The sequence below is a fragment of the Halomonas halmophila genome, from assembly GCF_006540005.1.
Lineage (GTDB): Bacteria > Pseudomonadota > Gammaproteobacteria > Pseudomonadales > Halomonadaceae > Halomonas > Halomonas halmophila.
This window is the reverse complement of record NZ_BJOC01000035.1, coordinates 1-26,516: the sequence shown is the minus strand read 5'-3', so window position 1 is coordinate 26,516 and position 26,516 is coordinate 1. Positions and strand designations below refer to the sequence as shown.

The following is a 26,516-nucleotide window of genomic DNA, read 5'->3' as shown; positions in this document are numbered from 1 at the left end:
ATCCTGCCTGGAGGAGTTGAGGTTTATGAAAAGAGTTCACGCTCACAATTTTGAGAAAATTCGCTCAGGGGATTATTTTACGATTCCCAAAGATCAGCTTGATAAAGTCGACTATGCTAGTATTTCGCAACCACCTCATCAAAACATTTACATTATGCGTCGTTTTGCACATGAGCGCTTGGATGAGCTCATGCGAGAGCAGCTAGATGACAACCAGCTATTTTATAGAGATAATGGCTATTTGATTCTTAGGGATTTTATTCCTCATGAATTAATAGATAGATATCTTGAACTCAGGAATGAGTTGCAGCTGGGTCGAGATCAAGTATCTCAGGCTAAGACCCCTCATGTTGAATATAGAGAAATACAAGATATTTTGTGTTATCAACCTCTGGTAAATGTTATTCAAACTCTTCATTCTATGGAGATGGGGTTGATTTTCGCACTCACTGGTTTTAAATCTACGCAAAGAGGTTGGCATCAAGATTCATATCTCGACCATGATGAAGCTATGCCTAGGTGCGCGACATGGGTTGCTTTAGGGGATGTCACAAAAGAGTGCGGTCCATTTGAGTTTGTCCCTAAAAGTAACCAATGGCAAGCCTTATCCAATAAAAAAATAAATAAATACTTGAAAGAAGATTACCACTGGCCAAAGGCACATAGGGAGTCAGTTAACAATGCGCCACGTTGGGGTAGATTAGCTGAATCATTTGTTGATGATGCTGTTTTTAGTAAAATCGAAAGAGATAATTGTGAAGTCAAGCAGTTCTTAGCAAGCAAGGGGGATGTGTTGATATGGTATGGTCGCTTGATGCACAGAGGGATGCCTCCCGAAGACCCTTCTTCTACTCGTCCGGGTTTGATCGGCCACTATGCACCACTAGGTGAAAAGGGGCGTGGCTTTTTTCAGAAGCGTTCGGACAAATCTCACTATTTACTTCCCCCTGGCAAGCTGTGATTAAAAGTGATTTTTAAATTGAATAATAAAACCTTTTGATATTTTACAGCTTAGATCTGTCTGTCGGTCTTAATGACCAAGTGCAACACGTGACCCATCAGGTAAGGTGTTGCACTCAGAGCCTGCATCCGCCGCGTCTTTGAGGCGTTGTCATGGCACTTCGGCATCCATCGGGGCCGGAACCGCTCGCGGCGGGTGGCGTTGTCAGCGGGTTGTAGACAGCTTCTACCCTACCGGTGGCTACGAGGAAGCTCCGGCGGAATTTATGTAGTGTTTCCCTAGCTTTACAATCGTATATGTTTTTCGGTTATTTAATAATTGTCATGGCTTAATATCTTTATTCCAGGTTTTAACGATAAAGAGTTTGAGGCAGTAAAAAGGAGAAAACATGAATCAAGTCCATTTTATTGGAATTGGTGCGATGAAAGCTGGAACAACTTGGCTGCATGATTATCTAAAAAATCATGATGAAGTTTTGGCTTCTCCAATAAAAGAAATGAATTTCTTTACTTCGCATTTAAGAAGGAAAGAGTATCCTCATATTTTGAATGGGTTTGTGAGCCGTTATTGTGAGTTTTCATCTAGCTGTGATTTTAAACAGCCTAACCAAGTAGAAAAGCTTCGCAATCTTTCAGATAGGTTAGCTATGGAGTTTAATCCTTATCACTACCTTAATTTTTTTGAAAGTCGATTGAGTGGTCAGTCTGCTTATGGAGAAATTTCTCCTAGCTATGCAGATCTTGGTTCTGAAGATTTTGCCTACATCACCAGACTTTGCCCGAATGCAAAGTTTATTTTTATCATGAGAGATCCGGTCTCGCGTTTGCTCTCTCATATTAGGTTTGATAAAAAGCTTAACCAAAAACTATCAATATCTCAGTTGTTAGAAAAAGCAGTTAATCCTTCCTCAGTTTTTCAAATTAGAAGTCGTTATGATGTCACTATAAAAAATCTAGAAAAATCAGTGCCAAAAGAAAATATTATCTACCTATTTTACGAGTCAATGTTTTGTAATGAGGAAGTCGCTCGCTTGTGTGGCTTTCTAGGTATTTCAAACAAAAATGCTGATTTTGGCAAAAAAAAGAATAAAAACGACGCTATGCCCTATTTTGACTGGGATGAAGGTTTCGTCAGAGAAATCAGGGAATCTCTCTCTAGCACATATGATTTTTGTAATTATCGGTTTGGTCGTTTGATCCCTGATGATTGGTTATGATCTAATTGTGCGGCCGTTCTTTTATTGTATATCCCTTGGCTTTTTGCTTGTGTGTATTTTGCTTTCCCTCTAATTTTATTTTTATAGAGCTTGTCAGTGTTTATGCCTAAATCAATTCTTTTAACTGGCGGTGCCGGCTTTATCGGTTCGGCCGTGAGTCGTGAGTTGATCCAAAATTCTGGTCATCACGTAGTCAATGTCGACTCGCTGACCTATGCGGGCAATCTCGAGTCCCTGGCATCCGTCGAGTCGGATGAGCGCTACCATTTCGTGCAGGCGGATATCGGCGATATCGAGGCCATGACCGAGGTGTTCGAGACGCATCAACCCGACGTGGTGATGCACCTGGCGGCGGAGAGCCATGTCGACCGTTCCATTGACGGACCGGCGGCGTTCATTCAGACCAACGTCGTCGGTACTTCGGTGCTGCTGGAAGTGGCCCGCAAGTACTGGCTCGGCCTGCTGGAAAGCCAGCCAGAGAAGGCGGCGGGCTTTCGCTTCCATCATATCTCCACCGATGAGGTGTATGGCGACCTGGAAGGCACGGATGACCTCTTCACCGAGACCACTCCTTATGCACCCAGCTCGCCGTACTCGGCCAGCAAGGCCAGCTCCGATCATCTGGTTCGCGCATGGTACCGCACCTACGGCCTGCCCACGCTGATCACCAATTGCTCGAATAACTATGGGCCTTACCACTTCCCCGAGAAGCTGATCCCACTGATGATCCTCAATGGCCTCGCGGGCAAGCCTCTGCCTGTCTACGGCGATGGCATGCAGATCCGCGATTGGTTGTACGTCGAGGACCATGCCCGTGCACTGATCACGGTCGCCAGCGAGGGCGAAATCGGCGAGACCTACAACATTGGCGGGCATAACGAGAAGGCCAACATCGAGGTGGTACGCACGCTCTGTGACTTACTGGATGACAAGGTTGGTACTTCGCATCTCGCACCTCACTCCTCACACCATGACTTGATCACCTTTGTGGCCGATCGCCCGGGTCATGATATCCGTTACGCCATTGATGCCTCGAAGATCGAGCGCGAGCTGGGCTGGAAGCCTGCCGAGACCTTTGAAACGGGCATGGCCAAGACGGTGGATTGGTACCTCACCAACCGCGAATGGTGGCAGCGCGTGCTGGACGGCAGCTATCGTGGCGAACGACTGGGAGTGCTGTGATGAAGATTCTGATCACGGGAGGCTCGGGTCAGGTCGGCTTCGAGCTCCAGCGCCGGTTATCTACTCTGGGCGAGATCGTGGCACCGACCCGAGCCGAGCTGGATCTCTCCGATGTGCAGTCACTGACGGATTATCTGAATGCGCTTGAGCCCGGAATGATTGTCAACGCCGCAGCTTACACAGCTGTGGACAAGGCCGAGTCCGAGCCGGAGCTGGCGCGTCGACTGAATGCCGAGCTGCCCGAGCAGCTAGCGACTTACGCTGCCTCGCGGGGCATTCCGCTGGTTCACTATTCTTCGGATTATGTCTATCCAGGCAAAGGCGAGATGGCCTGGACAGAAGAGAGCGGCACTGGTCCTTGCTCGGTGTATGGAGAGACAAAGCTGGCCGGGGATCAAGCTGTGGAGACCAGTGGTTGCCGGCATCTGATTTTTCGCACCAGCTGGGTGTACAGCGCACGTGGTCACAACTTCATGAAGACCATGCTGCGCCTGGCGCGGGAACGCAGTGCCTTGCAGATTGTCAATGACCAGGTTGGCGCGCCAACCCCGGCACGCTTGATTGCAGATATCACGTTACTGGCCCTGCATGGCATGCAACAGGGGCTTGTTGGTAGCGGTCTGTACCACCTGGCGCCGCGCGGCGAGACTAGCTGGCATGGCTTTGCCAGTGAAATCTTCCGACTGGCTCGGGAAAGCGGCGAATCCCTGTCCATCGACCCTGAGCAGGTAGCCGGCATTCATACGAATGAGTATCCTACGCCCGCAGCTCGGCCGCTGAACTCCCGCTTGTCGCTGGAGAAGCTGGAAGGGGCTCTGGCCATGCGTCTGCCGGAGTGGCAAGCCCAACTGGCGCTCACGCTCGATGAACATCTTGGCCGCTAACCGGCCAATGCCCGGCACGTGCGTGATGGCCGCTCTGTCGGGCGGATCTGATAAAGAACACGCAAAGGAGAGATAGCATGGCGCGCAAGGGCATTATTCTGGCGGGGGGGGCCGGTACCCGCCTGCACCCGATTACCCATGGTGTTTCCAAGCAGTTGCTGCCGGTTTACGACAAGCCGATGATCTATTACCCGGTCTCGGTGCTCATGCTGGCCGGTATTCGCGAGATTCTGATTATCTCCACCCCGGAAGACCTGCCCCAGTACGAAAACCTGCTGGGCTCCGGCGAGCAGTTCGGGGTGCACTTCGAGTATGCCGAGCAACCCACGCCGGACGGTTTGGCCCAGGCGTTCGTGATCGGTGAAGACTTTATCGGCAATGACCCGGTATGCCTGGTACTTGGCGATAACATCTTCCATGGCCAGCACTTTTCCGAACAGCTTCTGCGTGCTGCCAATCAGGAGAGAGGCGCTACTGTCTTCGGTTATCTGGTCAAGGACCCGGAGCGCTTCGGTGTTGTCGAGTTCAACGACAACGGCAAGGCCATTTCGATCGAGGAAAAGCCTGTCACACCTAAGTCCCCCTATGCAGTGACGGGCCTCTATTTCTACGACAATGATGTGGTGGAGATCGCCAAGCAGGTCGAACCTTCGGACCGTGGTGAGCTGGAAATCACCAGCGTCAACAACGCCTACCTGGAGCGCGGGGACTTGGTCGTGGAGCGCCTGGGACGCGGCTTTGCCTGGCTGGATACCGGTACCCACGACAGCTTGCTGGAGGCCAGCCAGTACGTGCAGACCATCGAACATCGTCAGGGCCTCAAGATTGCCTGCTTGGAAGAAATTGCTTGGCACCAGGGCTGGATCAGCCACGACGCTATGCAGCAGCGAGGTCAGGACCTGAAGAAAACAGGATATGGCCAGTACCTGCTGCATGTACTGTCGGTGTAGTGAACCGGGCCTACGATAGCTGACCAATGTTGATCGCAGGGGTGGCCATGGCCACCCCTGCGGCTGATAAGGATGATAGACGATGGATTACACTCGGTTGGATATTCCCGAGGTGGTACTGCTCACGCCCAGGGTCTTCGGCGATGAGCGCGGCTTCTTCATGGAGAGCTTTCGCCAGAGCGAGTTCGAGCAGCACTGTGGGAACTACACCTTCGTGCAAGACAACCACAGCAAATCAAAGCACGGTATTTTGCGTGGCCTTCATTATCAGTATGAACACCCGCAGGGGAAACTGGTTCGTGTGACCCGGGGTGAGGTCTTTGATGTGGCAGTGGATATGCGGCAGAGCAGCCCAACCTTTGGTCAGTGGGTAGGGGCGATGCTGAGTGAACAGAACAAGCGGATGCTCTGGGTGCCGCCGGGCTTCGCGCATGGGTTCTATGTCACCAGTGAGGAAGCCGAGTTTCTGTACAAGTGTACGGATTATTATGCCCCGGGGGACGAAGTCTCGATTCGCTGGGATGATTCCGGTCTGTCGATCGACTGGCCTCTGTCGGGTGCTCCAAATGTCTCCGAAAAGGATGCACAAGGCCTGTCATTCGCCGATGCCCCTCGCTTCCGTTGAGCGCGCCCTGGAACCTGACGAGAGCCTGATATGTGGAAAAAGCCGTCGCAGCCCAAAACAGACACAGAGCGTGGTGCCGCCATGTCTGATATTGACTCAGGATATTATCGCCAGCGCTATAGTGATTTGGCCAACTTGACCGACGACCAGTTGAAACGTCACTGGCAACAGCATGGTCACGCAGAAGGACGCTTTCCCAATGCGCAAGCCGAACAGCAATGGGAAGAGCGAGAAGGGCAGTATGTCAGAGCTCTGCTAGATATCCAGTATTACCGGAAGCAGTATGCCGATCTTGCTAACCTGACCGATGAGCAGTTGGTTGAACACTGGCTAACGCGGGGCCATGAAGAAGGGCGCCTGGGATCAAGCCAGCACTTGCTGGAGCATGCTCGCGAGGTTGTAGAGAGCGAGGACTCTAGCGTTGACCAGAAGTTGGATCATGAAGCCATCGAGGCCCGCCTTGATCGGCTGGACACCAGTTTTTACCGTCAACATTATTCGGATTTGGCTTCTAAAAGTGACCAAGCGCTCGTGGCTCACTGGTTGAAGCACGGCTTTGCAGAGGCGCGTTTTGGCCGTCGTGAGGAACTGGAATCCGTTGACCCCGTTGAGATTAAATCAGCTGTCTGGACTGCTGAAGCCTATCTTAAGGAATACGGTTTCGATCCGGATTTCTACATTGCCTATCACGATGACCTTGAAGAGTACGATTATCAAGCGGCGCTCGAGCATTATCAGGCTTTCGGGCGAAGCGAAAAGAGGCCTGCGTCCTTGCAACAGTTCTCGCGTCTGAAGCTGAATGGAGAGGTCGATTTCGGCACCAACATAACGCTGGAAGATGTATATCAACACAACCTGAACAATGGGCTCGATATCACCTTCAAGGACCTGACGGCCGTGCTGCTGGGAGAGCCTACTTATGCTGCCAGCTTTTTTACCGCACGCGAAAATGATGTTGGGTTATATCTGGCGCTGGCCGTTCAGCGCTTGCTTGCGCAGGAGTATGACTGTGCGCGGGCGCTGGCTGCTACCGGCCTGGTGTTCAAGCAAAGCGCGCGCCTATACGAAGTGATGGGTAATACCTACCTGGATCAGGAACGTCCTCAGTTGGCACTGGGCTTTTATGATGCTGGGCTGGAGGTTGCTGAGAATCTGGCCTACGTGCATGCTAACAGAATGCGTTGCTTGGCCAGCATGGGCCGCTATCAGTCAGTCATTGATACCTACATACACGGCATTGCTGTTGTCGATAACCCGCATCTCTTGCATATCCAATTTGATGAATGGGTGAAAGAGCATTGGGGAAATCAGCAGGATAGCCTGCTGCGTTGGGTTGATCGTGGTGACCGGCAGCAGCTAGTAGAGTCCTCCTGGACCAATACAAAAGCGCTTTATTATGCTTATTGGGCACGTTATACGCCGGGTCGCGAGGGTGGCGAGACTAGATACTCTGCCATGGATGATGACCTGCCTGACTTACCTACCCTGGGAAGTATCAATGCACGAAAGGTGCTGATCGTCGGCGATTTTCATGTCCCCCAATGTGTGCGCTATCGCATTGACCAGAAAGTCGAACAGCTTGAAGCGCAGGACAGGCAGGTTGAGGTCATCGACTGGACAGAGCTGGAGGAGTATCACAACCAGGTGGTTCTCCATGATCTGGTGATCTTCTACCGTGTTCCCGCCGTTCCGGATGTGGTTCGGGCCATGGCACAAGTCAACGTGACCGGCAAGTTGAGCTTATATGAAATCGACGACCTGATTCTGGACCCCGTATATCCACCGGCCCTCGAGAGTTATGGTGGTTACGTTTCGCCACAGACCTACCGCCGACTGACCCAGGGCATGGCGATGTTCAACAGTGCTGCGCGTCTGTGCCGGTTGGGTCTGGCCTCTTCGGAGCCACTGCGCGACTACATGGCCTCGCTTGTTCAGGACAAGCGCTGCCTGTTGCATCGTAATGGCTTGGATAAGCTCAACCTGTTTCGTGAGATCGACAAGTCTGCCAAGACCACCATCGATATTTTTTACGGTAGTGGCACCCAAGCCCATAATAGCGACTTCATCGAGCAAGCCTTGCCAGCCATAGAGCGCATCCTGGAAGAAGTACCGGAAGCGCGGCTGGTGGTGGTCGGGTACCTCAAGCTGCCAGTCGCCTTTCGCGAGCGTTTTGCCGAGCAGCTCTCACAGCTTCCTGCGGTGAAGCATGTGCAGGGTTACTGGTCGCTACTGGAGCAGGCCGACATCAACATCGCTGTTTTGCATGACGATGCCATCAATTCCTGCAAGAGCGAGCTCAAGTGGTTTGAAGCTGCCTGCTTTGGCATACCGTCGATCGTCAGCAGCACGGCCAACTATCGGGATGTCATACACGATGGCGAGGATGCCTTTCTCGCCACCAGCGTGGAGGAGTGGTACCAGGCGCTCAAGCAATTGACCGACAGTGCCGAAGCGCGACATCGCGTAGGCCGTACCGCTATGGAACGCATTCGAGGCGAGTACAGTGTTGGCGAGCTTGGTCGCCAGTTGGTGGAGCAGCTGGATCGAGAGGCAAGTAAGGGCGAGACCAACAAACCCAAAGTGGCGTTAGTCAATGTGTTCTTCCCACCGCAATCCATTGGGGGAGCGACGCGCGTGGTTGCCGATAACTTCTCGGCACTCTGCCAGAATTACAGCGAGGAACTGGATGTTTGCGTGTTCACTGCGGATGCTGAGCATGGGCCGCCTCATGAAATGACGGCTTATGAATGGCAGGGCAAGCGGGTATACCGCGCTTCCACCCTGTGGCGTGAGCACATGGATTGGTATCCCAACGACGACGAGATGTACACGCTATTCCAGGAGTTTCTGGAATTGGAAAATCCTGATGTTGTTCACTTCCATAGCGTGCAACGTCTGACCGCTTCCATTGTGCAGGCAGCCAAGGATACTGGTGTTCCTTACATGATCACGGCTCATGACGCCTGGTGGATATCCGATTTCCAGTTTCTGGTAGATGAGAATGGCAAAGTCTATCCGGAAGGGCACCCCGATCCTTATGCGTCCATTGAGATGCCCAAAGGCATAAGTCTGGGAAGCTCGATTCAGCGTCGTCGCGACCTCAAAGAACTTCTGGCTGGTGCTGCACAGGTTCTGACTGTCTCCGAGACGTTCGCAAACATATATCGCCGTAATGGTGTATCAAACATAAAGGTGATCCCCAACGGTATTTCCGACGATATGGCATGGGCTCCGAAAGATACAAGTCATATTGAGCGGTTGATATGCGGCCATGTTGGCAACATGACAAACCACAAGGGGTATTACCTGCTCAAGGATGCCGTGTTAGAAACACAGCCACAGCATCTCGAGTTCCTCATTGTAGATCACAGCAAGGACGAGAGTTATGTCCATCAGTCTTACTGGGGAGAAGTGCCGGTCACATTTATCGGGCGTATGGCACAGGACAGAGTAGTCGAAATTTACCGGCGAATGGATGTACTGTTTGCGCCTTCGACCTGGCCGGAAAGCTTCGGTTTGGTTACGCGAGAAGCAGCAGCTTGCGGGTGCTGGGTGGTGGCCAGCAACCTTGGCGGAATAGGAGAAGATGTTATAGAAGGCGAAACAGGACATGTCATTACTCCTAATTCAGAGCAGATGGAAAGTATGCTGAATAAACTAGATCAGAATCATGAAAAATATAAAAAAGAAACCCTGACAGAAGACCTGATGACTTCATCAAAGCAAACTGCGCAGCTAAAAGGTGAGTACCTGAAGCAATGTTAAATATCGAGAGTCTTCTCGTTGGGTATGGAATTCCCTCTTTAGACTAGTTTTTTTATGAGGGTGGCTTGTTCAGAGCCAAAATCCTGACCTTAAACCATGTTTTTGAAGCGACTCGTTAGACAAAAGATCAATACCAGTTTACTGTCGTGCCGCCGCACATCTATGTAAAAGCTCAGCGAGTCAGCCTAACTCAACCCTGCCCGGAGTGTTGCATTGTTAGGTTGGCTCGGCTCATGACTTCACTGGAAAACCTGGTGTCAGTATCTGAACCTCTTTCAGTGCCTCTGTTGTGAATGTGAAGGTGTTCCGTGACAAGCTTGCTAAGCGTGGACCCAAAGGCCAAAGTAAATCGGAAATCTGAGCTGACGGAAAGCGGTGTTATAAGTTCTCTGGTTTCAGGGCGATATGAGTGGGCTAGCCTGAGTCAAGTTCTGATATTTGCCTGATGTTTATTTTATTTATATTGCAGGAAGAAAATGACAGAGACATATACGGCGCTTAAAGAGTTTGGCGGTTCTTTTTTGGGACCATCGCTTACAGTTTACGCAAGAGAGTTAGAAAACCGGGCCAACAGTAAACTGCCTGTTTGTCTGGCAAGAGAGGGGTGGTTGTTTTATGAGTTGCTGACACAGCTTCGCCATCAAAGATTAATTCACCTAGATTATGCTCCTGTATATTTACGGCTCTCACGAACGCTTTTGTTCAGGGCTATGCTTGGGGAGTCCCTGACTTATAGTATTGCCATGAAAATGGATTTTGAAGGCAATATGCTTCAGTTGATGATGAAGCGATTTGGGCTTCAAATGCATGAGGCTTATTCATGTTTGCCTGCCGAGCTTTTGTTAATGAGTGTGTCTCTTCCGAATGATGGCCAAAAAGTCATAGAGTGGCTTGAACCTTATAATGAGCCTCTGGCGAAGCAAGTAGAAGCCACTCGTAGTGCTACGTCAAATTACTTCAGGAGCCTGGGGCTTTGTGATGCAAGTCTAGCACCATTAATGCTTGATGTGGGGTATTCAGGATCTATCCAGAAGCTTTGTACTAATTTTCTTTCTCGCGATACTCAAGGGCTGTACTATATTGCTTCAAACCCAGGTGAGCACATCATTGGGGATAATAAAGCAGTTTTGTATGGTGTGTTTCGCGAAGGTGCACAGTGGAAAGAGAATTACACCATGCTGGAGCGTTCACTGCTGCTCGAGTGTATGATGACCGCGCCTCATGGTCAGGTGGTTGATATTCGCCAGGCGCAAGATAATGAGTATGTTTTCTTTTACGGGCGGGAGGCATCGAGTCAGCGGTACTATCAAAACCTTCAGGCTGTACTGGACGGCGCCATTGAAGCAGTAACGCAAGCCTTCCAGCAGGATGTCACATATTCAGTTAGTGAAATAGAACAGCTGTTCGAAGTTTTTGCTAATAAACCTGGTGCAATCCCCAAAGCCGCGTGGCATTTGTTTACGGCAGATGATGACATAACCGGAAATGGTATAGTAAATCCTCTCAAGATATTCGGGATCTAGTCGGGGTCGTAATGAGAAAGTATCTTAAGGAATTTGGTAAAAAGTTTAGCCAAAATCGCTCGAAAGGCCTAAACTACCAACAGTTGACAGAAAAATCTATCTCTTTGAAACTATTTGACCCTGACTGGTATGAAGAGCGTTATGGAAGAAAATTTTCCAGCAATGTAGAGGCCTTTAAAGATTATGAAAGAAAGTCCCGCTTCTCTCCAGTCAACCCTTCACCTGAATTCGATACTGAAACTTATCACCGAAGTTACATGGATGTATTCCATGGGCAAATAAGCCCTTTGGTTCATTATGTCCTTCATGGAAGAAAAGAAGGGCGTCAGCATGCTGTGGAGGCTTCAAGGTGGACGCCACGAGATATCTTAAAGCCTAAGCGCGAAATTACACAAGATGCTCATAGATTAAAAGTAGCTGCCTGTTTACATATTTTCTATGAAGATTTTATTGACCGCTTTGCAGAAGCTCTTGATAACTTCCCGATTAATTTAGACGTTCTCTTGACAATAGTCGATGAAGAGCTTGTCAAAAAAGCGAAGAGAACCTTTGGTAAGCATCCAAAAGTAAACAGTTTGGAAGTTAGAGTTGTGCCCAATAGGGGGCGTAATTTTTGGCCAATGCTCGTCGAGTATTCTGATAAGCTACAAGAGTATGATCTGTTTTGCCATTTGCACTCCAAGAAGTCCTTATACTCGGGAAAAGAACAGACTCAATGGGCAGACTATCTGACAGAGTATCTGCTGGGGGACCCTGCAGTAACATCTGGAATGTTAAACTGCTTTGCAGGAAATGAGCAGTTGGGAATCTATTACCCGACAACATTCTGGATGATGCCCACATGGGTAAACCATCTAACCATGAATACTCCTTTTATGCGCGAATGGGAGACGCAGCTTGACCTACCAAAAAATAGTGGCTTTTTAAGCTACCCTGCAGGGGGGATGTTCTGGGCACGTCCGGCGGCGCTGAAAACTTTACTCGGAAAGGCATGGGAATATGAAGACTTTCCTGAAGAACCCTTGCCCAATGACGGCTCAATGCTCCATGCATTGGAGCGAATTATAGGAAGTGTTGCTGAGAAGGAAGGCTATAAAGAATTTTTTTATTATCCACCAGCCGGTAAATTCACACAAGATTATTCTTTTATATTCAGCAGTTATGAAAATAAAGGGATAGAACATCATCTGCAGGCTATACAAGCACATGAGTGTATCAGCTTTGATGTTTTTGATACATTGGTCAGACGTGAATACACGGTACCTGATTATGCGAAGCTTAAGCTTGGACAACAACTTGTTGAAAGTGGAATAGTTCAATCATCTGAAGACTTTGTAAAGCTACGTAACAAGGCAGAGCTGAACCTTAGGAAAAAAAATAACTTCCAAGCTGACGTCACTATCGAGGATATTTACCGTGAAATTGGCAATAGCCTTGCCGTGTCTGAAGCTGATGCCTTTCGGTTCATGCAGGAAGAGTTCGAGCTGGACCTGAAGATGGTCCAGCCAAAAAATGAGATGGTCGAGCTATTTAATCATCTTGGCAGCTCCGGACATAAGCTTTGGGTGATTTCGGACACTTATTATACGCGCGGTCAAGTAGGCCTTATGCTCAAAAAGGCTGGTATCAGTGTGCCTTACAGGTTACTTGTTTCGAGCGCCGAGAAAAAACGTAAAGATAATGGAAGCATGTGGCATATGGTTAAGGAAGATCTGGTAGAAGAAGGAGTTCAGCGGTATCTGCATATTGGGGACAACGTTGTGGCAGATGCTCAGTTGCCGGGCGACTTGGGCCTTGCGACTTTTCACATCCTACACCCGATGGACAAATGGAAAGCGTTAGGATTCCCCGATGTACTCCAGGGCAACGACGGTCTTGATGAAGCGCATATCCTTAAGTGGGGTAAGTTAGTCAGCCAGGTTGGCCGCAACCCTTTTATTGGTGAATGATGAAAAAAGATACACTGTACTTGCATGTCGGTTGGTCCAAAACCGGAACTTCGGCTATTCAGTCTCAAATACAGCAGCAAAAAAAAGACTTTTCTGATAAAGGTATACTTTACCCACAAAGCCTGCAGTGGCCTGATCATTCGCACCATCCCTTCGCATTGTCTTTCAAAGGTAGCGGTGCATACCAGAGTGATATGACCCCTCCGCAGGCCCTTGAAATGTTGCGCCAAGAAATGGAGGCATCACCTGAGGATAGTATTTTGATTTCTTCAGAGCTCTCTCCGTTTTATTTCAACAACCCTAAGTTCAAAGAGTTTGTTGCAACACATTTTCGTAAAGTCGAAGTGTTGTTCACAATTCGCCCGCAGTCTGAGTTATTGCTTTCTCTTTTTAATCAGTTAGTTAAAGATCCTAATGTCCGCTACGGTGCTTCATTGTTTGCTTTAGCGATGCGCAATATTAGTTGGCTAAACTTTTATCAAAACATTAGTCAGTGGCGAAATTATGCAGGGCCTGAAAATATTCGGATTATTCCTTATAGTCAATCTATTGTAGATGATTTTTTTTCAGAGTTTTCTGTAAATGTAAAGCATGTTAGCGAGGAAAGATCGTCCAAGGTAAATCCATCAATACCGACTCGTTGCCTTGCTGTACTTCAAGCAAGAGGGCGTAAAGCTACAGACAATGCCAGTTTCTCTCGTATCAGAGATAAAGTGACTGATCTCGCTAGCAGGGTGCCTGTGGAGCGCGATAGGCATGTTTTGTTTTCCGTACCCGAGCAACAGTCTCTGGATGCACACTTTAAACAAGGCAATCAATTTCTTGCAGATGAATATGGCCTTGATATCAGTAAGATACAGAATCAGCACTACAAACCGGTAAAAGCCTTACCTCCTGGTATAAAACTTGAAGAGATAGCTACTTAATAAGGGGACCACCATGAAGCTGGTTCTTCACCCTGGCCATTCAAAGTGTGGCTCGACGACTATTCAAAAGGCAATTATAAAAAATAGAAACTTATTAGAAAGTGTAGGCTATGTGATACCGGACCCACAAATGCGTACTAAGGGAGATTATGGCTTTAACCCAAATGGAGAAACGCCACGCCCTTATTTTCGCCATGTAATGGAAAATGGTGATATAGCTTCATTACAATCTAAGCTCGATTCTATTACAAAAAAGTATAAGTATGATGATAATGCTATTTTACTGGTTAGCGCTGAAAACCTTGTTAACCAACTTGGAAAAGAGTCAGGTGCAGGTATTCACAAGGCTCTTGCATCTTATTTTTCTGATGTTCAGGTCTTGTATTATATACGCCGGCAAGATGACTTCCTGATGTCTGCTTGGCAACAATGGGGCTATAAGCAAGGTATAACACTCGATCATTTCGCAAAAAAAGCAGTTCAAAGGCGAAACCCGAATTATTTAATTAGCATGGAAAAATTTGAGAAGTTATATGGAGTTGAGAATGTTACAGTTATACCTTTACTGAAAGATTATCTGCTAAATGGTTCGTTGCTCTCAGATTTTTTTTATAGGTTGTCTGTTACAGGCTTTGAAAAAAATATACAAGCCGGAGTTGAAAATAAAAGTTTAAACCCTTTCTTGTGTGAGGCCTTGTCCAAGGAGACTCAGCTTTTCAGGGATGTCCACGATGAGCGTGTGAAGAATAATTTGTCAAGAGTTTTAGGCGAAGGTAGCGGTCTTTTTTATAACACTCCGAGTTATTTGTCTCCATCACTTAGAAAGTATATTCTCAATGCTTTCTCTCAAGATAATAAGATGATTTCATCGCGATTTTTTAATGGTCAACCTTGGTCTGAGGTTTCATTTAATGAGACTGACCACGACCGAGAAGAGTTGATGAAAGCTTCACGTTTGGCGACCCGTGTTATGACAAAGCTATATGCTTACAATTCTTTCAAATAACCCGTCTGCGCCGTTCACAGCCGTGAGAGATAGTATGACTAAAATCCCTAAAAATATTCTTCAGTTTTGCCATGCTAAAGAAGACGCACCTGATAAACTAATTCAGGCTTCCATGGATACTGAGTCTAATTTGCCTCAGTATGACTATTTCATGGCTGATGATAATTTCATTAAGAAGCTAATAATAGATCATTGGGATTATAGTCTTTACAATTGGTATTGTAATAACAGAATACCTGCATCCCGTGCAGACTTGGCTCGTTTGCTTTTGGTCTACCATTATGGTGGGATATATGTTGACTTGTCGATGAAGATTAAAACAAGTTTTGATCGTTATTTGAATAACGACTTAGTGCTTTTGAGGAGAGATGACTTTTCGAAGTATGCGAGCAATCCTGGTAAGGCTCATTTTACTAACTCTATAATTGGTGCTCCACAGAACTCAGAGATAATACTTTCCTTCATTAACCGAGTACGACTAAACTTTTATCTGGGGAAATTCAACTATGATGTTATCAATTGCACTGGCCCCGGTGTGATTAATGATATTGTCTCCTATTGCTCGGATAGGATTAGCCTATACCCACTAAGTTTTAAAAAATCAATAAATGTTTTGTTTGATTATGTAAGGGTGAAAGGTTTTTCAAACACATGGGTTGAGTTACAGAAAAAAGGGATTTTTTCTGAAGAAGATCCCAAAGATGTGTTTCTATCCCAAGAGGACGGTAAAGAAAAAGGGGAGTCGCCATCAAGTCCCTCAGGTTCTAACAGAGCCAAAGCTAGCCACTTTATCCCTGACATACAAAGTGATAATGAAAGCGTTTTATATTTGCACTTTGGCTGGCCAAAAGTTGGCAGTACAACGGTGCAAGATTTTTTCAGAAACACTGATTTTGGGAAACATTGTATATACCCTTTAAATGGTCGTCCTAATAATGTTCGGGCACACCATCAGCTGGTTAAGAACAAGTTCTGCGGCCCTGTTGCTGATAGAGTTATTTCAGAAATTTCTAATTACAATAAAGCTGTCATATCCTCTGAGCAGGGAATTGTTGATCTATATAAAGAAGGGTTTGTCAATGGGCTTCAGGATTTTATTCATCGGTGTGGCAAGCAGGTAAAAATATATATATATTTAAAAAATATATTTTCGTTTGTCGAAAGTTCTTATTCTCAGTGTTTAAAGACAGATCTTTTTGAGATTGCGCCTAAAGATTATAAGGGTAGTATTAAGAAATTTGTAGAAGATGCTTTTGCCTCAAATTGCTCACACCTTCTTGAATACAGTAGGGTAGTTAACTATCTGGAGGATATCCTTCCAGCTGGCTGCCTTAATGTCAGATGTGTCGGTGTCAATATGCAAGGAGAGAATGTCCTTGAAGACTTTTTGCTTCAAAGCGGCTTAGGTAACTTTTCTGAATCGGGCTTAGCTCAGCGGTCTAATGAGTCTATAGGAATTTACGAAAAAGCTTTGTTGAGGCTTTTTAATACAAAGGGAGTTGATCGAGCTAGTAAGTTTCATGCCCTGCGCGATTTTTCATCGCTTAGACCTGGTTACGCAGATTTAAAAATGGATGCAGATTTTTGCACCATACAGGACAGTTTTCCTTATTTGAGTCGCCTGCAGCAGGGAGTAGTATCCGCTAATGGAAATCACATCGATCTTTTGTCAAGATTAGCCAGGTTTGATAAAAGTGAGCTCTCAAAAACTACTTATGTAGATTTGTGTAAGAGAGCTGAACTGGATGAACTTGTGCCATTTTATTTTAAGTAGCTTTGGAGCTTAGTTGTGATTGATTCTGTTTTGTTATCTATACATCTTCCCAAGTGTGCCGGAACTAGTTTTAAAAACTCATTAGTCTCGGCTTACGGCAAAACTTGTTATCTTGATTATGGAAACCTTGTTACTAATAAGTCAGAGAGGGCGCGATCGGTTAGATTAAAAAAGAAGCGGGAGCTTTTGAATATGGTGCTCAATGGTAACTTTGAGTACGATATTGTTCACGGACATTTTTATGCTACCAAGTACTTGGATGTCGTTGAGAGGCCCAAGTGGGTTACTGTATTAAGAAATCCTCTCGAGCTAGTCCCTTCTTATTATAATTTTTTAAGTAGCTCGAATAGTAATGGGCCGCTTTTTAAAGTTGCCAGGGAGTCTTCTTCACTAGATGAGTTTGCAAGCCATCCATGGTTTTGTAATATTATGAGCAAGCAGATCTATCCTCTTCATTTAAAAGATTTCTATCTTGTTTCCACACTTGATAGTTATGAAGAGTTTTGTGATGCCTTTGGTCAAGTTTCAGGACAGACTTTTAATCCCGATCATAAGGTGAATATTTCTTCAAAGCCGAGCCATTCGTTGACACGTAACCAAAAAGACATCATTGAGAATAATAATAGCTTAGATTTGAAGCTTTACTCAGATCTCGTGAGTAAAGGTGGAATTTTGTTTCGCGATTCTAAATAGGTTCGTATTTTAAGGCTATCACATCAAGAAGTTTACTAAAGCCGCTTTTTGCATTATCGTAAATTTGGCGTGTCATATATAAAAATCGCTTTTCTCTTTACAGAGTAGAGTTATGGGGTTTGGGTGTATCAGCGTACCTTTTTTCGAAGCTTTATGTTTCTTTTGTTTCTTTTGTTTCTTTTGTTTCTTTTGTTTCTTGGTGCAAGAGCCTGAATGGTTTTGTTCTAGTGATTGGCTTTTGTCTCGGTTTTGGCTCATTTTTTATTTCGAGGTTTGAGTGAATATTCTGCACTTTGTTCATATACCCAAGACGGCAGGTACAAGTTTTCGGCTTGCTGCAGAAGAAGCTTTCTCCAGTTCTTCCATAGAGTATGATTATGGCGCTAACTCTTCAGAAACCACTCCCTTAGTAAAAAAGGAACTTTATGATGCGGAGCCTGACTTCTATGACTTTTCAAGATGCCTAACATCTTCGCGAAAAAAAATGGTCTGTGGTCATTTTAATGTCAATAGGTTTTTACCTGTTCTAGGGATTGAGGATACTGTAGCGTTTTTACGGGAGCCTCTTCAGAGGATGCTTTCCGAATACGCACATTTTTTGCGGCACTATGGTTTTAAAGGGAGTTTTTACGACTTTTTTTCTCGTCCCGCCATGATTAATCGTCAGTCAAGAATTTTGAGTAAAATTGATGTAGAGTCTTTTGGTTTTTTAGGGCTGACAGAGAAGTATGAAAAGAGTTTAGAGGTTTTTAATAAAAGGTACTCCAGCAGTCTCCCAGTGCGGAACTATAATAGAGGTGGTATTAGCCTTGAAAAGGACTTGAAGGTTTCTGATGAACATATTTCTGATTTTTATGCATTAAATAAGCGCGATGTTAATCTGTATAGCAGTGCTTGTGTTCTCTTTGATTCTCGGTATTCTGCTTTTCAGAATAATGATACTTGGGCTCACGCTCGTTTGGTAGAAGCTAAACCGGGGCGCGTTGCTGGTTGGGCTTGGTGGGAAGGCGAGCGTGAAGACCCTGTGTTGATAGAGGTTTGGGCTAACGATCAGTATTTGGGTGCCGCGAAAGCACTCGAGTTTCGTCCTGCTCTCTGTCGGCTGAGACCCCCTCGTGGCGGTTATGTAGGGTTTCATTTGCCTGTTAAACTTGCTGTGGGTGATAAGGTGCAGTGTCGTGTTGCCAGCACAGGTCAGTGCTTCCCTATCAATCCGCGCTCTGTTACCAAGCCTGAGGCTAAATGAATAAGATTACACGCCTTTTATCTGATACAGGATCTCGTTGGCTGACAAACTCGCTGATTAGCACGCCTTTGGTTCGTTGTCCTGCTGAGGACTTAACGCCACGTAGCCAGGTCCGACTTGTTGGTGAAGGGCGTTACACCTGGCAGGCTGAGGGCAATGACCCGCAGATGCAAACTCGACGTGAGCTGCCACTCCCGGGTTGGCATATGCTGGAAGTTTCCATGGACCATGATCAGCCGAGTGTTGCTGTTCGCTTGTACTTTAATTTTGGAAAGGGCTTTGTGGAAGAGCAGAGTATTTATCTTCCTTTAAAAAGCGGCCGTATCACTAAACGTTTGTTTTATGTCCAGCGTCAACCGAAGGCCATTCGCTTTGACCCTATGGAGCAGAGCGGTTTTTTTACTATTCGTCATCTACGACTCGCCTGGTTAACACCATGGTTTGCCCATGATCGGCTTGTGCAGCGCTTGTCCAATATGCATTACGCCTGGCGGACCATGAACAAGCAGGATGTTCTGCCTGCACTCAAGCAAAAGGCAGCGGATCAGGGACGTCACTGGCGTGATTTGGCTCTTTCGGATTACGAGGAAACCTTTGAGCGAGTGACGGCCCGTCGCAGCTATCGGCAGTGGCTGGAGAACCGCAAGACATTGGGACCTGACAAGGTCCAGCGGGTTATCGACAAGTTGCCCAACAAGCCGCAGATTTCGGTGCTATTGCCGGTTTTCAATCCCCAGCCGGAATGGCTGGAAGCCTGCCTGGATTCCGTGCTCGAGCAGCAGTATCCCTACTGGCAGCTATGCATTGCCGATGATGCTTCCACGGATTCGCGCGTGCATGAGGTGCTGAAGCGCTATGCCGAGAGCGATTCGCGCATTCAGGTCGTCTACCGCCCGCGCAACGGGCATATCTGTGCGGCCAGCAATAGTGCCCTGGCCCTGGTGAAAAGTGATTTTGTGGCCCTGCTGGATCATGATGATCTGCTTTCGCCTCGGGCGCTGTTCCACGTTGCCGAGGCGTTGCACCGCTTCCCCGAAGCGAAGGTACTCTACAGCGACGAAGACAAGCTGAATGACAAGGTCGAGCGTTACGATCCTCACTTCAAGTCCCGCTGGAATCCGGACCTGTTGCTATCGCAGAATTACCTCTCACATCTCGGCGTATATCGCACCGAGCTGGTCAAACAGGTAGGAGGCTTTCGAGAAGGCTATGAAGGTAGCCAGGATCATGACCTGGCCTTGCGTTGCACATTTGGATTGACCGCGGATGAGGTGGTGCATATTCCCCATGTGTTGTACCACTGGCGAGCCGGAGAGGGCTCCACGGCGCAGGCCAGCCAGCAGAAAGACTATACGAGTGAGGCCGGGCTGAAAGCCGTGCGCAGTGCACTGGAAACTTCCTGGCCTGGTGCCCGGGCGGAACATGGGAGTCTGCCCAACACCTATCGTGTGATCTGGCCATTGCCGGATCCGGCCCCCAAGGTGACTCTGCTGGTCCCTACTCGGGACCGGGTCGAGATCCTTCGACCATGCGTTGATGCGATTCTCGAGCGGACCGATTACCCGGATCTCGAGCTGTTGATTCTGGACAACCAGAGTGAGTGCCAAGAGACCCTGACTTACATGAGTGAGGTGGAGGAGCGCGACTCGCGAGTTCGGGTGCTGGCCTGGCATGAGCCTTTCAACTATTCGGCGATCAACAACTTCGGAGCGCGTCAGGCCAAGGGCGAGATTCTGGCACTGGTCAACAATGATATCGAGCCGATCAGGGAAGACTGGCTGCGCGAAATGGTCAGCCATGCCTGTCGGCCGGATATCGGCTGTGTGGGCGCCAAGCTGTATTACCCCAATGATACCGTGCAGCACGGCGGCGTAATCCTGGGCATTGGCGGCGTGGCTGGTCACGCGCACAAGTATTTCAGTCGCAACTCCCCGGGATATTTCTCGCGACTGTTCCTGACGCAGAACATGTCGGCGGTCACGGCAGCCTGTCTGGTGGTGCGCAAGTCGATTTTCGACGAGGTAGGAGGGCTCAATGAGAAGGATCTGCCGGTGGCCTTCAATGATGTGGACTTCTGCCTGAGGGTTGTTGAAGCGGGGTACCGTAACCTCTGGACACCGCATGCCGAACTCTATCACCACGAGTCTATTTCGCGGGGCGCGGACAATAACTCCAAGAAACGATCAAGGGCGCAAGGAGAATCCTCATATATGCGCGAGACATGGGGAGCTTTGCTGGATCATGACCCGGCCTATAACCCGAACCTGACGCTTGTGCACGAAGACTTCTCGCTTAGGTGAGGGATCAGAGGTAGACGGAAGAAGGAGAAGAAGGATGGGGCCGGTTGTGGTCGGTGGTTTGGAATGACGGAGTCCATGATCAGTAAACGCTGGTTTGTACTTAGTGACGGGGCGCGGCCGACCGAGGATATCTACTTCCTCGAGTCTGCGGCGCCCGGCTTGCGCGCGGAAGGCCTCGACATCGGGCGGCTGGATGTGCGCGGGCTGCGCTGGCGGTTGGCGCGCTGGGTGCTGTCGCGGCAGATGGGCGCCAACCTGGTGATCTGCCGCAGTTTGCCGGTGTATGCATTGCGCTGGCTGGAGCGTCAGCGTGATCTCTTCGGTCGCATCGTCTATCTGGTGGATGATGATATTCCGGCGGCGGCCGAGGATGAAGGACTGCCGGCGGCGTATCGCCAGCGCATGGCGCGCCTGGCCGAGATGCAGCCGCGCTGGTTGGCACTGGCCGATGTGGTGGTGACCTGTAGTGAACGGCTGGCGGCTTCCCTGGCGGGTCGGCATGCGGATGTGCGGGTACTGACGCCGCCCTTGATCGCGCCGCTGCCGGATCTGGCCCATTTCGAGACGGCAGGGGCCGAGCCCGGGAAATGGCGCCTGGGATTTCATGGCACGCGGGCGCACTTGCCCGATCTGCAGCATATTGCCTCGGCATTGATCCGCTTGCATGACGAGCGCCCGGCGGTCTCCCTCGAGGTGATGATGGGGCGGCATACACCGCCTGAATTGCGTGGTCTGGCGCGTCTGAAGGCGCCGGATGCCAGGTCGTGGAAGGCGTTTCGACGCTATCAGCAGCAGCATCGCTTGCATATCGGCTTGGCGCCATTGCTGGACTCGGCGTTCAATCGGGGCAAGTCATTCATCAAGTTTCTGGATATCAGTGCCATGGGCGGCGTGGGGATCTATAGCCGGCGAGCGCCCTATACGGATATCGTCGAGGATGGGGTGACCGGCCTGCTGGTGGATGATACGCCGCAGGCGTGGCACGACGCCTTGCACTATCTCTGCGATAATCCGGAGACGACACGACGCATGGCCGAAAACGCGGCTCGAGTTGCCAGGCAGCGCGGCGATCCGGCGCAGGCAGTGGCCTTCTGGCGTCGTCTGAGCTCCGGGAATTAAGGAAGGGATGATGTTCAAGCAGATTACGCGTTTGCCGGTGTGGCTGGCGGAGTTGTTTACCGGGACCAAGTCCTTTGTCGCCAATCCCCTGATCGGCAGCCGGCGCTTGAACCGCTGGGGCCTGCATGTGGGGCGGGTGGCGCTGGCCCATGGCGTGATGCGCCTGCGCATGGGCATGTTGAGCTGGCGGGTGCCCAGGGAGGACCGCCGCCAGTTCATCGAGCAGGGCTATGTGCTCAAGAAGAACTACCTGCCGGAGGCCGAGTATCAGGCGCTGGTGCGCGAGGTGCGTAACGCCGGGGGCGAGGTGCGCCAGTGCAACCAGGGCAATGCCCAGACCCGGCGCATGTTGCTGGCCCCCGAGGTGCTCGAGGACATGCCCTACACCCGGGCGCTGATGAAGGACCCGGCATTCCGGCGCCTGATGCGGTTTTGTGCCGGCCACCTGCGCATGCCGATCTGCCATGCCGAGAAGGTGAGGAACGGCGTCACGGATGATGCACCGGACCCGCAGACCAACCTGCACGTGGATACCTTCCAGCCCACCATGAAGTTCTGGCTGTATCTGGAGGATGTCTCGGATCGCAACGGGCCTTTCGTCTTCGTGCCGGGCTCCACCTGCCTCAGCCGGGACCGCCTGCGCTGGGAGTATCAGATGAGCCTGAAGGCGCGCGAGCATGCCGATCGCTACACGGCACGCGGCTCCTTCCGTGTGGCAGAGGACGAGGCCGAGACGCTGGGCAAGGCGCCGCCGCAGAGTTTTGCGGTGCCGGGCAATACGCTGCTGATCGCCAATACCTTCGGCGTGCATGCGCGCGGGCACGCCGAATCCGGTACATCGCGCCTGGCGCTGTGGGGCATGAGCCGCACCAATCCGTTCAACCCGCTGCCGGGCCTGGGCTTCGAGAGCTTGAACCGCTTGCAGTATCGTGTGCTGCAGCGCATGCGGCGCCGTGAGGACGAGAAAGCCGCCGCGCGGGGCGCCAAGGCGTCCTGGCATCGCGCCGAGGGGCCGGATGCCTGGTGACGCGCTGTGGGCCGACAGACGATCGAGTAGTGTACGAGTTCTGCCGACAATAGGGATTTCGAGGTAATGCGCAATCGCACGTGTAATGGGAAGCAAGGGATGAGCAACGGTCGGTATCACGATCTGCCGGCGGCGCATCGCACTGCCAGTCATCGACGTCGCGGCCTGAAGCATGCCGCGCTGATGACGCTGGGTGCGGCCGCGGCGCCCATGTCGGCCTGGGCCGATGGCATCAGTGTCACCCCCTGGGGCGAAGGTTGGGCCCTGGGTGGCCATGCCGGCCAGGCGATTCACGAAACGGTGAAGAGTGGCGAAGCCTTCAACCCCTTTGCCTGGGAGTCTAGGGACTATTACATCGCCAGTGTCGGCCTGCAGAAGGAGCTGGTAGATTTTGGTGGCTACTCCAAGCTCTACACTGAAGCCAATGTGTCGTACATCTTCGGTGACGAGGATTACTTCGAGAGCTTCATCACGCCGTCGCTCAGCTGGGAGCCTTTCCCCTGGGACGATAGCGTCGATACCACGGCCTACCTGGGCGTCGGGCTCTCCTATACCACCGAAGAGTCGCAACTCGACGATTCCGGCGAGAAGCTGATGGCCTCGATGATCTTTGAACTGGAAGCCCAGCCGGATGCCTGGGGCCCCTGGTCGGTCTATGGCCGCTTGCACCATCGCTCGAGTGCGTTTGGCTTCTTCAGTGATCAGGAGGGCGGTAGCAATATTCCCTCCCTCGGGGTGCGGTACCACTTCGATTGAGTGGCGCAAGGTGAGGTGGCAATGCCCCGTTAGAGGATCGTGCCATGTGCCACGAACACAAAAGCTACCGGATTGCTCCGGTAGCTTTTTGGTATGTGCCACTGCTCGGGGATGCTGCTGCCGGCATCACGTCGATAACGCATGCCTGTCAAGGCGTGATCAGCTTGCGGCCGAGTCGACGCCGCTATCCTCGACGATTTCACCTTCCGGAAGGTCGGCTTCGGGCTCATCCGCGACTTCTGCATTGTAGTCGGAACCCGTTCCGCCGTCCTTGACGATGCTTTCATCATCCAGGTTGGCGTTCGTCTCGCCTTCGACTTCCGGGTTATGGTTGGACTGCACGCCGCCATCTTCGACGATGGCTTGGTCCTGGTGCTCCATGCCGTCTTCGTGATGCTCCGCCATGGCGACGGAAGAAGCGAGCATCAGGGTGCTGGCGATGGCGGCTGTCTTGATGATCTTTTGCATGCTTTACCTCTAACAAGCTGAGAGTTGGTACACCGCAGAGCAGGAAGCTGTACTGCGCCTCTGATGTGTTGTACACAATTTATACGCCACAATATTAGCATGCAAACTATTAGGCTGATTGCGTGAGGCCATCGGCTGCTGGCTGCCTTCGCTGGCTATTGATTGTCTGATGCTTCTGGGCCTCAGGCTGCAAGGTTTTTTCCCCAACTGTCGCCATTTTGCCACGCTTCAAACGCCTTCCGGCCTGCTAGGATGCGGCTGTGCGACACTGAGATATGAACGGGAGATAGCTTCATGCGTGTACTGTGCTTGTTGATGGGGGCCTTGCTGGTGGCGGGCCTGGCGGGTTGTAGTTACCATCCGGCGCGTATCTCGCCGGAACCGGCTGTCGTGATTGATGACGATGGTCATCATGACCGTGATGATCGCGACCATGATCATGACCGTGACTACCGCCATCGTGACGATCACCACCATGATGATGGCCGTGGCGGTGGTTTCTGCCCGCCGGGGCAGGCCAAGAAGGGCCGTTGCTGATTCGGGTGACTCGACAGGTTGGCAGATCCACAAACGCCGCTACGATGCTTCATCGTGGCGGCGTTTTGGTTGGGTCAGAGGATCATCCGCTCAACAACCCCAGATGCTCGACCAGAATGGCGATACCGATGCCGCACAGGGTAAGACCGCCCAGCACCTCGGCGCGTTTGCCGACCACGGTGCTGATGGCGCGGCCCAGCATGACCCCGAGTGTTGTCATCAGCAGGGTGGCACCGCCGATGGCTAGCGAGGTGAGCACAATATTGGCCTCCATGAACGCCAGTGTGATGCCGATGATCAGAGCATCGATGCTGGTTGCGAAGGCGGTGATAACCAGGCGCAGCAGTGACGCAGGCTGGCGTTTTGGGGCTGCTGTCTCTTGCGCTGTGTCGTCGTGACTCTTCAGCCCTTCATGCATCATGTGGGCACCCAGCAGACAGAGTAAGGCGAATGCCACCCAGTGATCCCAGGCGGTGATGAACTGGGACATCGAGAGGCCAAGTGCCCAGCCGAGGAGAGGAGTGATGGTCTCGATGGTGCCGAAGATCAGACCGGTCTGCAGGGCCTCAATAAAGCTGGGACGACGAGGCAGTGAAGCGCCCTTGGTCAACGAAGCCACGAAGGCGTCGCTGGACATGGAGAAGGCAAGAAACATAGTGGAGTACAGAGACATGCTGGCAGTTCCCGACAAGTAAGCAGGCAAGGCGACATGCATTGCCGGTGGCAATGCGTTTGCGCCATTGGTCTCGCCAGCCATCAGGCCACCCGTGCCACGGCATTGCTGCCGAGTGTGTTGACACGGAGACTTCGCGGCACGTGACGTTGACTCATTCGGCGATACAGCGGCAGAGCGCTGGAATAGGTCGCTGAAAAGGCACGCGCTGGAAGCAGGCTACTCCCCAAGAACGGTATGTATCATACCCCTTGGGGGAGGGGGTTGTCATGCCTGTGACGATGGCCTTTCCATTGGTTACGTGCCGGGCGAAAAACGAGGGATCAGCGCTGATGACGGCGAGGCAAACCGGCTGCGCGTAGTATTTCCGATATGAGGATTGTAAGAGATTTTCGACGGATGGCCAGAAAAGCTTGTTTGTCATCCAAAAATCCTTAGATTGGTGCTGTTTATCATCCAACACTGACATCAACGATTCGATTGATGGCTTCCAGGAGGGACGCCATGCAAGCCAAGGGATGGCATTTCACTCTCAGCCTGGCCGGCGGCGGCAGCCTCGACCTGGCGGTGGTCGACTTCCAGCTTGACGAGGCGCTTTCTGCGCCCTTTACCCTGGAGGTCGAGGCCGCCAGCCGTCGCGGTGACCTCTCGTCGAGCGATCTGCTCGAGCTCGGTGCCAGTCTTACCGTATGGCGCGATGGCGTCGCGGTGCGTCGCGTGCACGGCGTGGTCAGCGAGTTCGCCCGCGGGGATCGCGGCCATCGCCGCACCCATTATCACTTCACCATTCGCCCGGCGCTGTGGCGGCTCTCGCTGCGGCAGAACTCGCGTATCTTCCAGAACGTCTCGCCGCTGACGGTCATCAACACCCTGTGTGAGGAAAATGGCCTCACCGACGTGGCCTTCGCCGCCACCCGCCAGCCCGCCAAGCGCGAG

22 protein-coding genes are annotated in these 26,516 nt (G+C 50.5%); 20 read left to right on the top strand and 2 right to left on the bottom strand.

From position 1 onward, the window contains the following. Positions 1 to 25: 25 nt before the first annotated feature. The 18 genes from HHA01_RS12270 to HHA01_RS12185 all read left to right on the top strand — a co-directional run bounded on the left by HHA01_RS12270 (position 26) and on the right by HHA01_RS12185 (position 23,902). Positions 26 to 961 (top strand): phytanoyl-CoA dioxygenase family protein, encoded by a 936-nt coding sequence (locus tag HHA01_RS12270; RefSeq protein WP_141321109.1) that lies wholly within the window; start codon positions 26 to 28, stop codon positions 959 to 961. 388 nt (positions 962 to 1,349) lie between these two features. Next, entirely contained in the window at positions 1,350 to 2,177 is an 828-nt protein-coding gene (locus HHA01_RS12265) for a sulfotransferase (protein WP_141321107.1), read from the top strand. A 102-nt stretch (positions 2,178 to 2,279) separates the two neighbouring features. After that, on the top strand, positions 2,280 to 3,359 hold the full coding sequence (rfbB, locus tag HHA01_RS12260; protein WP_141321105.1) for a dTDP-glucose 4,6-dehydratase: 1,080 nt from the start codon (positions 2,280 to 2,282) through the stop codon (positions 3,357 to 3,359). Continuing rightward, positions 3,359 to 4,243 carry a dTDP-4-dehydrorhamnose reductase gene (gene rfbD, locus HHA01_RS12255; protein WP_141321103.1) on the top strand — a complete coding sequence of 295 codons (885 nt, stop codon included), beginning with the start codon at positions 3,359 to 3,361 and terminating at the stop codon, positions 4,241 to 4,243. Before rfbB ends, rfbD begins: the two co-directional genes overlap by 1 nt. Before the next feature lie 77 nt (positions 4,244 to 4,320). After that, positions 4,321 to 5,193 (top strand): glucose-1-phosphate thymidylyltransferase RfbA, encoded by an 873-nt coding sequence (gene rfbA, locus HHA01_RS12250; protein WP_141321102.1) that lies wholly within the window; start codon positions 4,321 to 4,323, stop codon positions 5,191 to 5,193. Between the two features lie 82 nt (positions 5,194 to 5,275). Further along, positions 5,276 to 5,818 (top strand): dTDP-4-dehydrorhamnose 3,5-epimerase, encoded by a 543-nt coding sequence (gene rfbC / locus HHA01_RS12245; RefSeq protein WP_141321100.1) that lies wholly within the window; start codon positions 5,276 to 5,278, stop codon positions 5,816 to 5,818. A gap of 81 nt (positions 5,819 to 5,899) precedes the next feature. Further along, a complete protein-coding gene (locus tag HHA01_RS14775; protein ID WP_170214877.1) occupies positions 5,900 to 9,583 on the top strand; it encodes a glycosyltransferase in 3,684 nt (1,227 codons plus the stop codon). A gap of 476 nt (positions 9,584 to 10,059) precedes the next feature. Beyond that, complete coding sequence (locus HHA01_RS12235) at positions 10,060 to 11,106, top strand: HAD family hydrolase (RefSeq protein ID WP_141321098.1); 1,047 nt, start codon at positions 10,060 to 10,062, stop codon at positions 11,104 to 11,106. A gap of 11 nt (positions 11,107 to 11,117) precedes the next feature. After that, a complete protein-coding gene (locus tag HHA01_RS12230; protein WP_141321096.1) occupies positions 11,118 to 13,055 on the top strand; it encodes a rhamnan synthesis F family protein in 1,938 nt (645 codons plus the stop codon). Beyond that, the gene (locus HHA01_RS12225; RefSeq protein ID WP_141321094.1) at positions 13,055 to 13,981 is read left to right on the top strand and encodes a hypothetical protein; all 927 of its coding nucleotides are present in this window, start codon (positions 13,055 to 13,057) and stop codon (positions 13,979 to 13,981) included. The genes HHA01_RS12230 and HHA01_RS12225 overlap by 1 nt, the downstream gene beginning before the upstream one ends. A 13-nt stretch (positions 13,982 to 13,994) precedes the next feature. Beyond that, positions 13,995 to 14,987 carry a hypothetical protein gene (locus HHA01_RS12220; RefSeq protein ID WP_141321080.1) on the top strand — a complete coding sequence of 331 codons (993 nt, stop codon included), beginning with the start codon at positions 13,995 to 13,997 and terminating at the stop codon, positions 14,985 to 14,987. Positions 14,988 to 15,021: 34 nt separating this feature from the next. Further along, positions 15,022 to 16,761 (top strand): glycosyltransferase family 32 protein, encoded by a 1,740-nt coding sequence (locus HHA01_RS12215; RefSeq protein ID WP_170214876.1) that lies wholly within the window; start codon positions 15,022 to 15,024, stop codon positions 16,759 to 16,761. 15 nt (positions 16,762 to 16,776) lie between these two features. Next, positions 16,777 to 17,454, top strand: coding sequence for a hypothetical protein (locus HHA01_RS12210; RefSeq protein ID WP_141321076.1), 678 nt, complete (start codon positions 16,777 to 16,779; stop codon positions 17,452 to 17,454). Positions 17,455 to 17,731: 277 nt separating this feature from the next. Beyond that, entirely contained in the window at positions 17,732 to 18,700 is a 969-nt protein-coding gene (locus tag HHA01_RS12205) for a sulfotransferase family 2 domain-containing protein (protein ID WP_141321074.1), read from the top strand. Between the two features lie 221 nt (positions 18,701 to 18,921). After that, entirely contained in the window at positions 18,922 to 21,000 is a 2,079-nt protein-coding gene (locus HHA01_RS12200; protein WP_170214875.1) for a glycosyltransferase family 2 protein, read from the top strand. Positions 21,001 to 21,075: 75 nt separating this feature from the next. Beyond that, on the top strand, positions 21,076 to 22,119 hold the full coding sequence (locus tag HHA01_RS12195) for a glycosyltransferase family protein (protein WP_141321070.1): 1,044 nt from the start codon (positions 21,076 to 21,078) through the stop codon (positions 22,117 to 22,119). Positions 22,120 to 22,129: 10 nt separating this feature from the next. Beyond that, positions 22,130 to 23,146: a phytanoyl-CoA dioxygenase family protein gene (locus HHA01_RS12190; RefSeq protein ID WP_170214874.1), complete on the top strand. Its 1,017-nt coding sequence runs from the start codon at positions 22,130 to 22,132 to the stop codon at positions 23,144 to 23,146. Positions 23,147 to 23,245: 99 nt separating this feature from the next. Continuing rightward, positions 23,246 to 23,902, top strand: a complete 657-nt coding sequence (locus HHA01_RS12185) for a hypothetical protein (protein WP_141321066.1) — start codon at positions 23,246 to 23,248, stop codon at positions 23,900 to 23,902. A gap of 159 nt (positions 23,903 to 24,061) precedes the next feature. Here HHA01_RS12185 and HHA01_RS12180 read toward each other — a convergent pair whose 3' ends face one another. Then, on the bottom strand, positions 24,062 to 24,370 hold the full coding sequence (locus HHA01_RS12180) for a hypothetical protein (protein WP_141321064.1): 309 nt from the start codon (positions 24,368 to 24,370) through the stop codon (positions 24,062 to 24,064). Positions 24,371 to 24,664: 294 nt separating this feature from the next. Between HHA01_RS12180 and HHA01_RS14770 the strand changes: the two genes are divergently transcribed. Continuing rightward, entirely contained in the window at positions 24,665 to 24,907 is a 243-nt protein-coding gene (locus HHA01_RS14770; RefSeq protein ID WP_170214873.1) for a hypothetical protein, read from the top strand. Between the two features lie 82 nt (positions 24,908 to 24,989). Here HHA01_RS14770 and HHA01_RS12170 read toward each other — a convergent pair whose 3' ends face one another. Continuing rightward, positions 24,990 to 25,664, bottom strand: a complete 675-nt coding sequence (locus HHA01_RS12170; protein ID WP_307725351.1) for a manganese efflux pump MntP — start codon at positions 25,662 to 25,664, stop codon at positions 24,990 to 24,992. A gap of 420 nt (positions 25,665 to 26,084) precedes the next feature. On the opposite strand from HHA01_RS12170, the gene HHA01_RS12165 reads away from it, so the two are divergent. Further along, on the top strand, positions 26,085 to 26,516 hold a 432-nt coding region (locus HHA01_RS12165; protein WP_281285702.1), incomplete at its 3' end, for a contractile injection system protein, VgrG/Pvc8 family.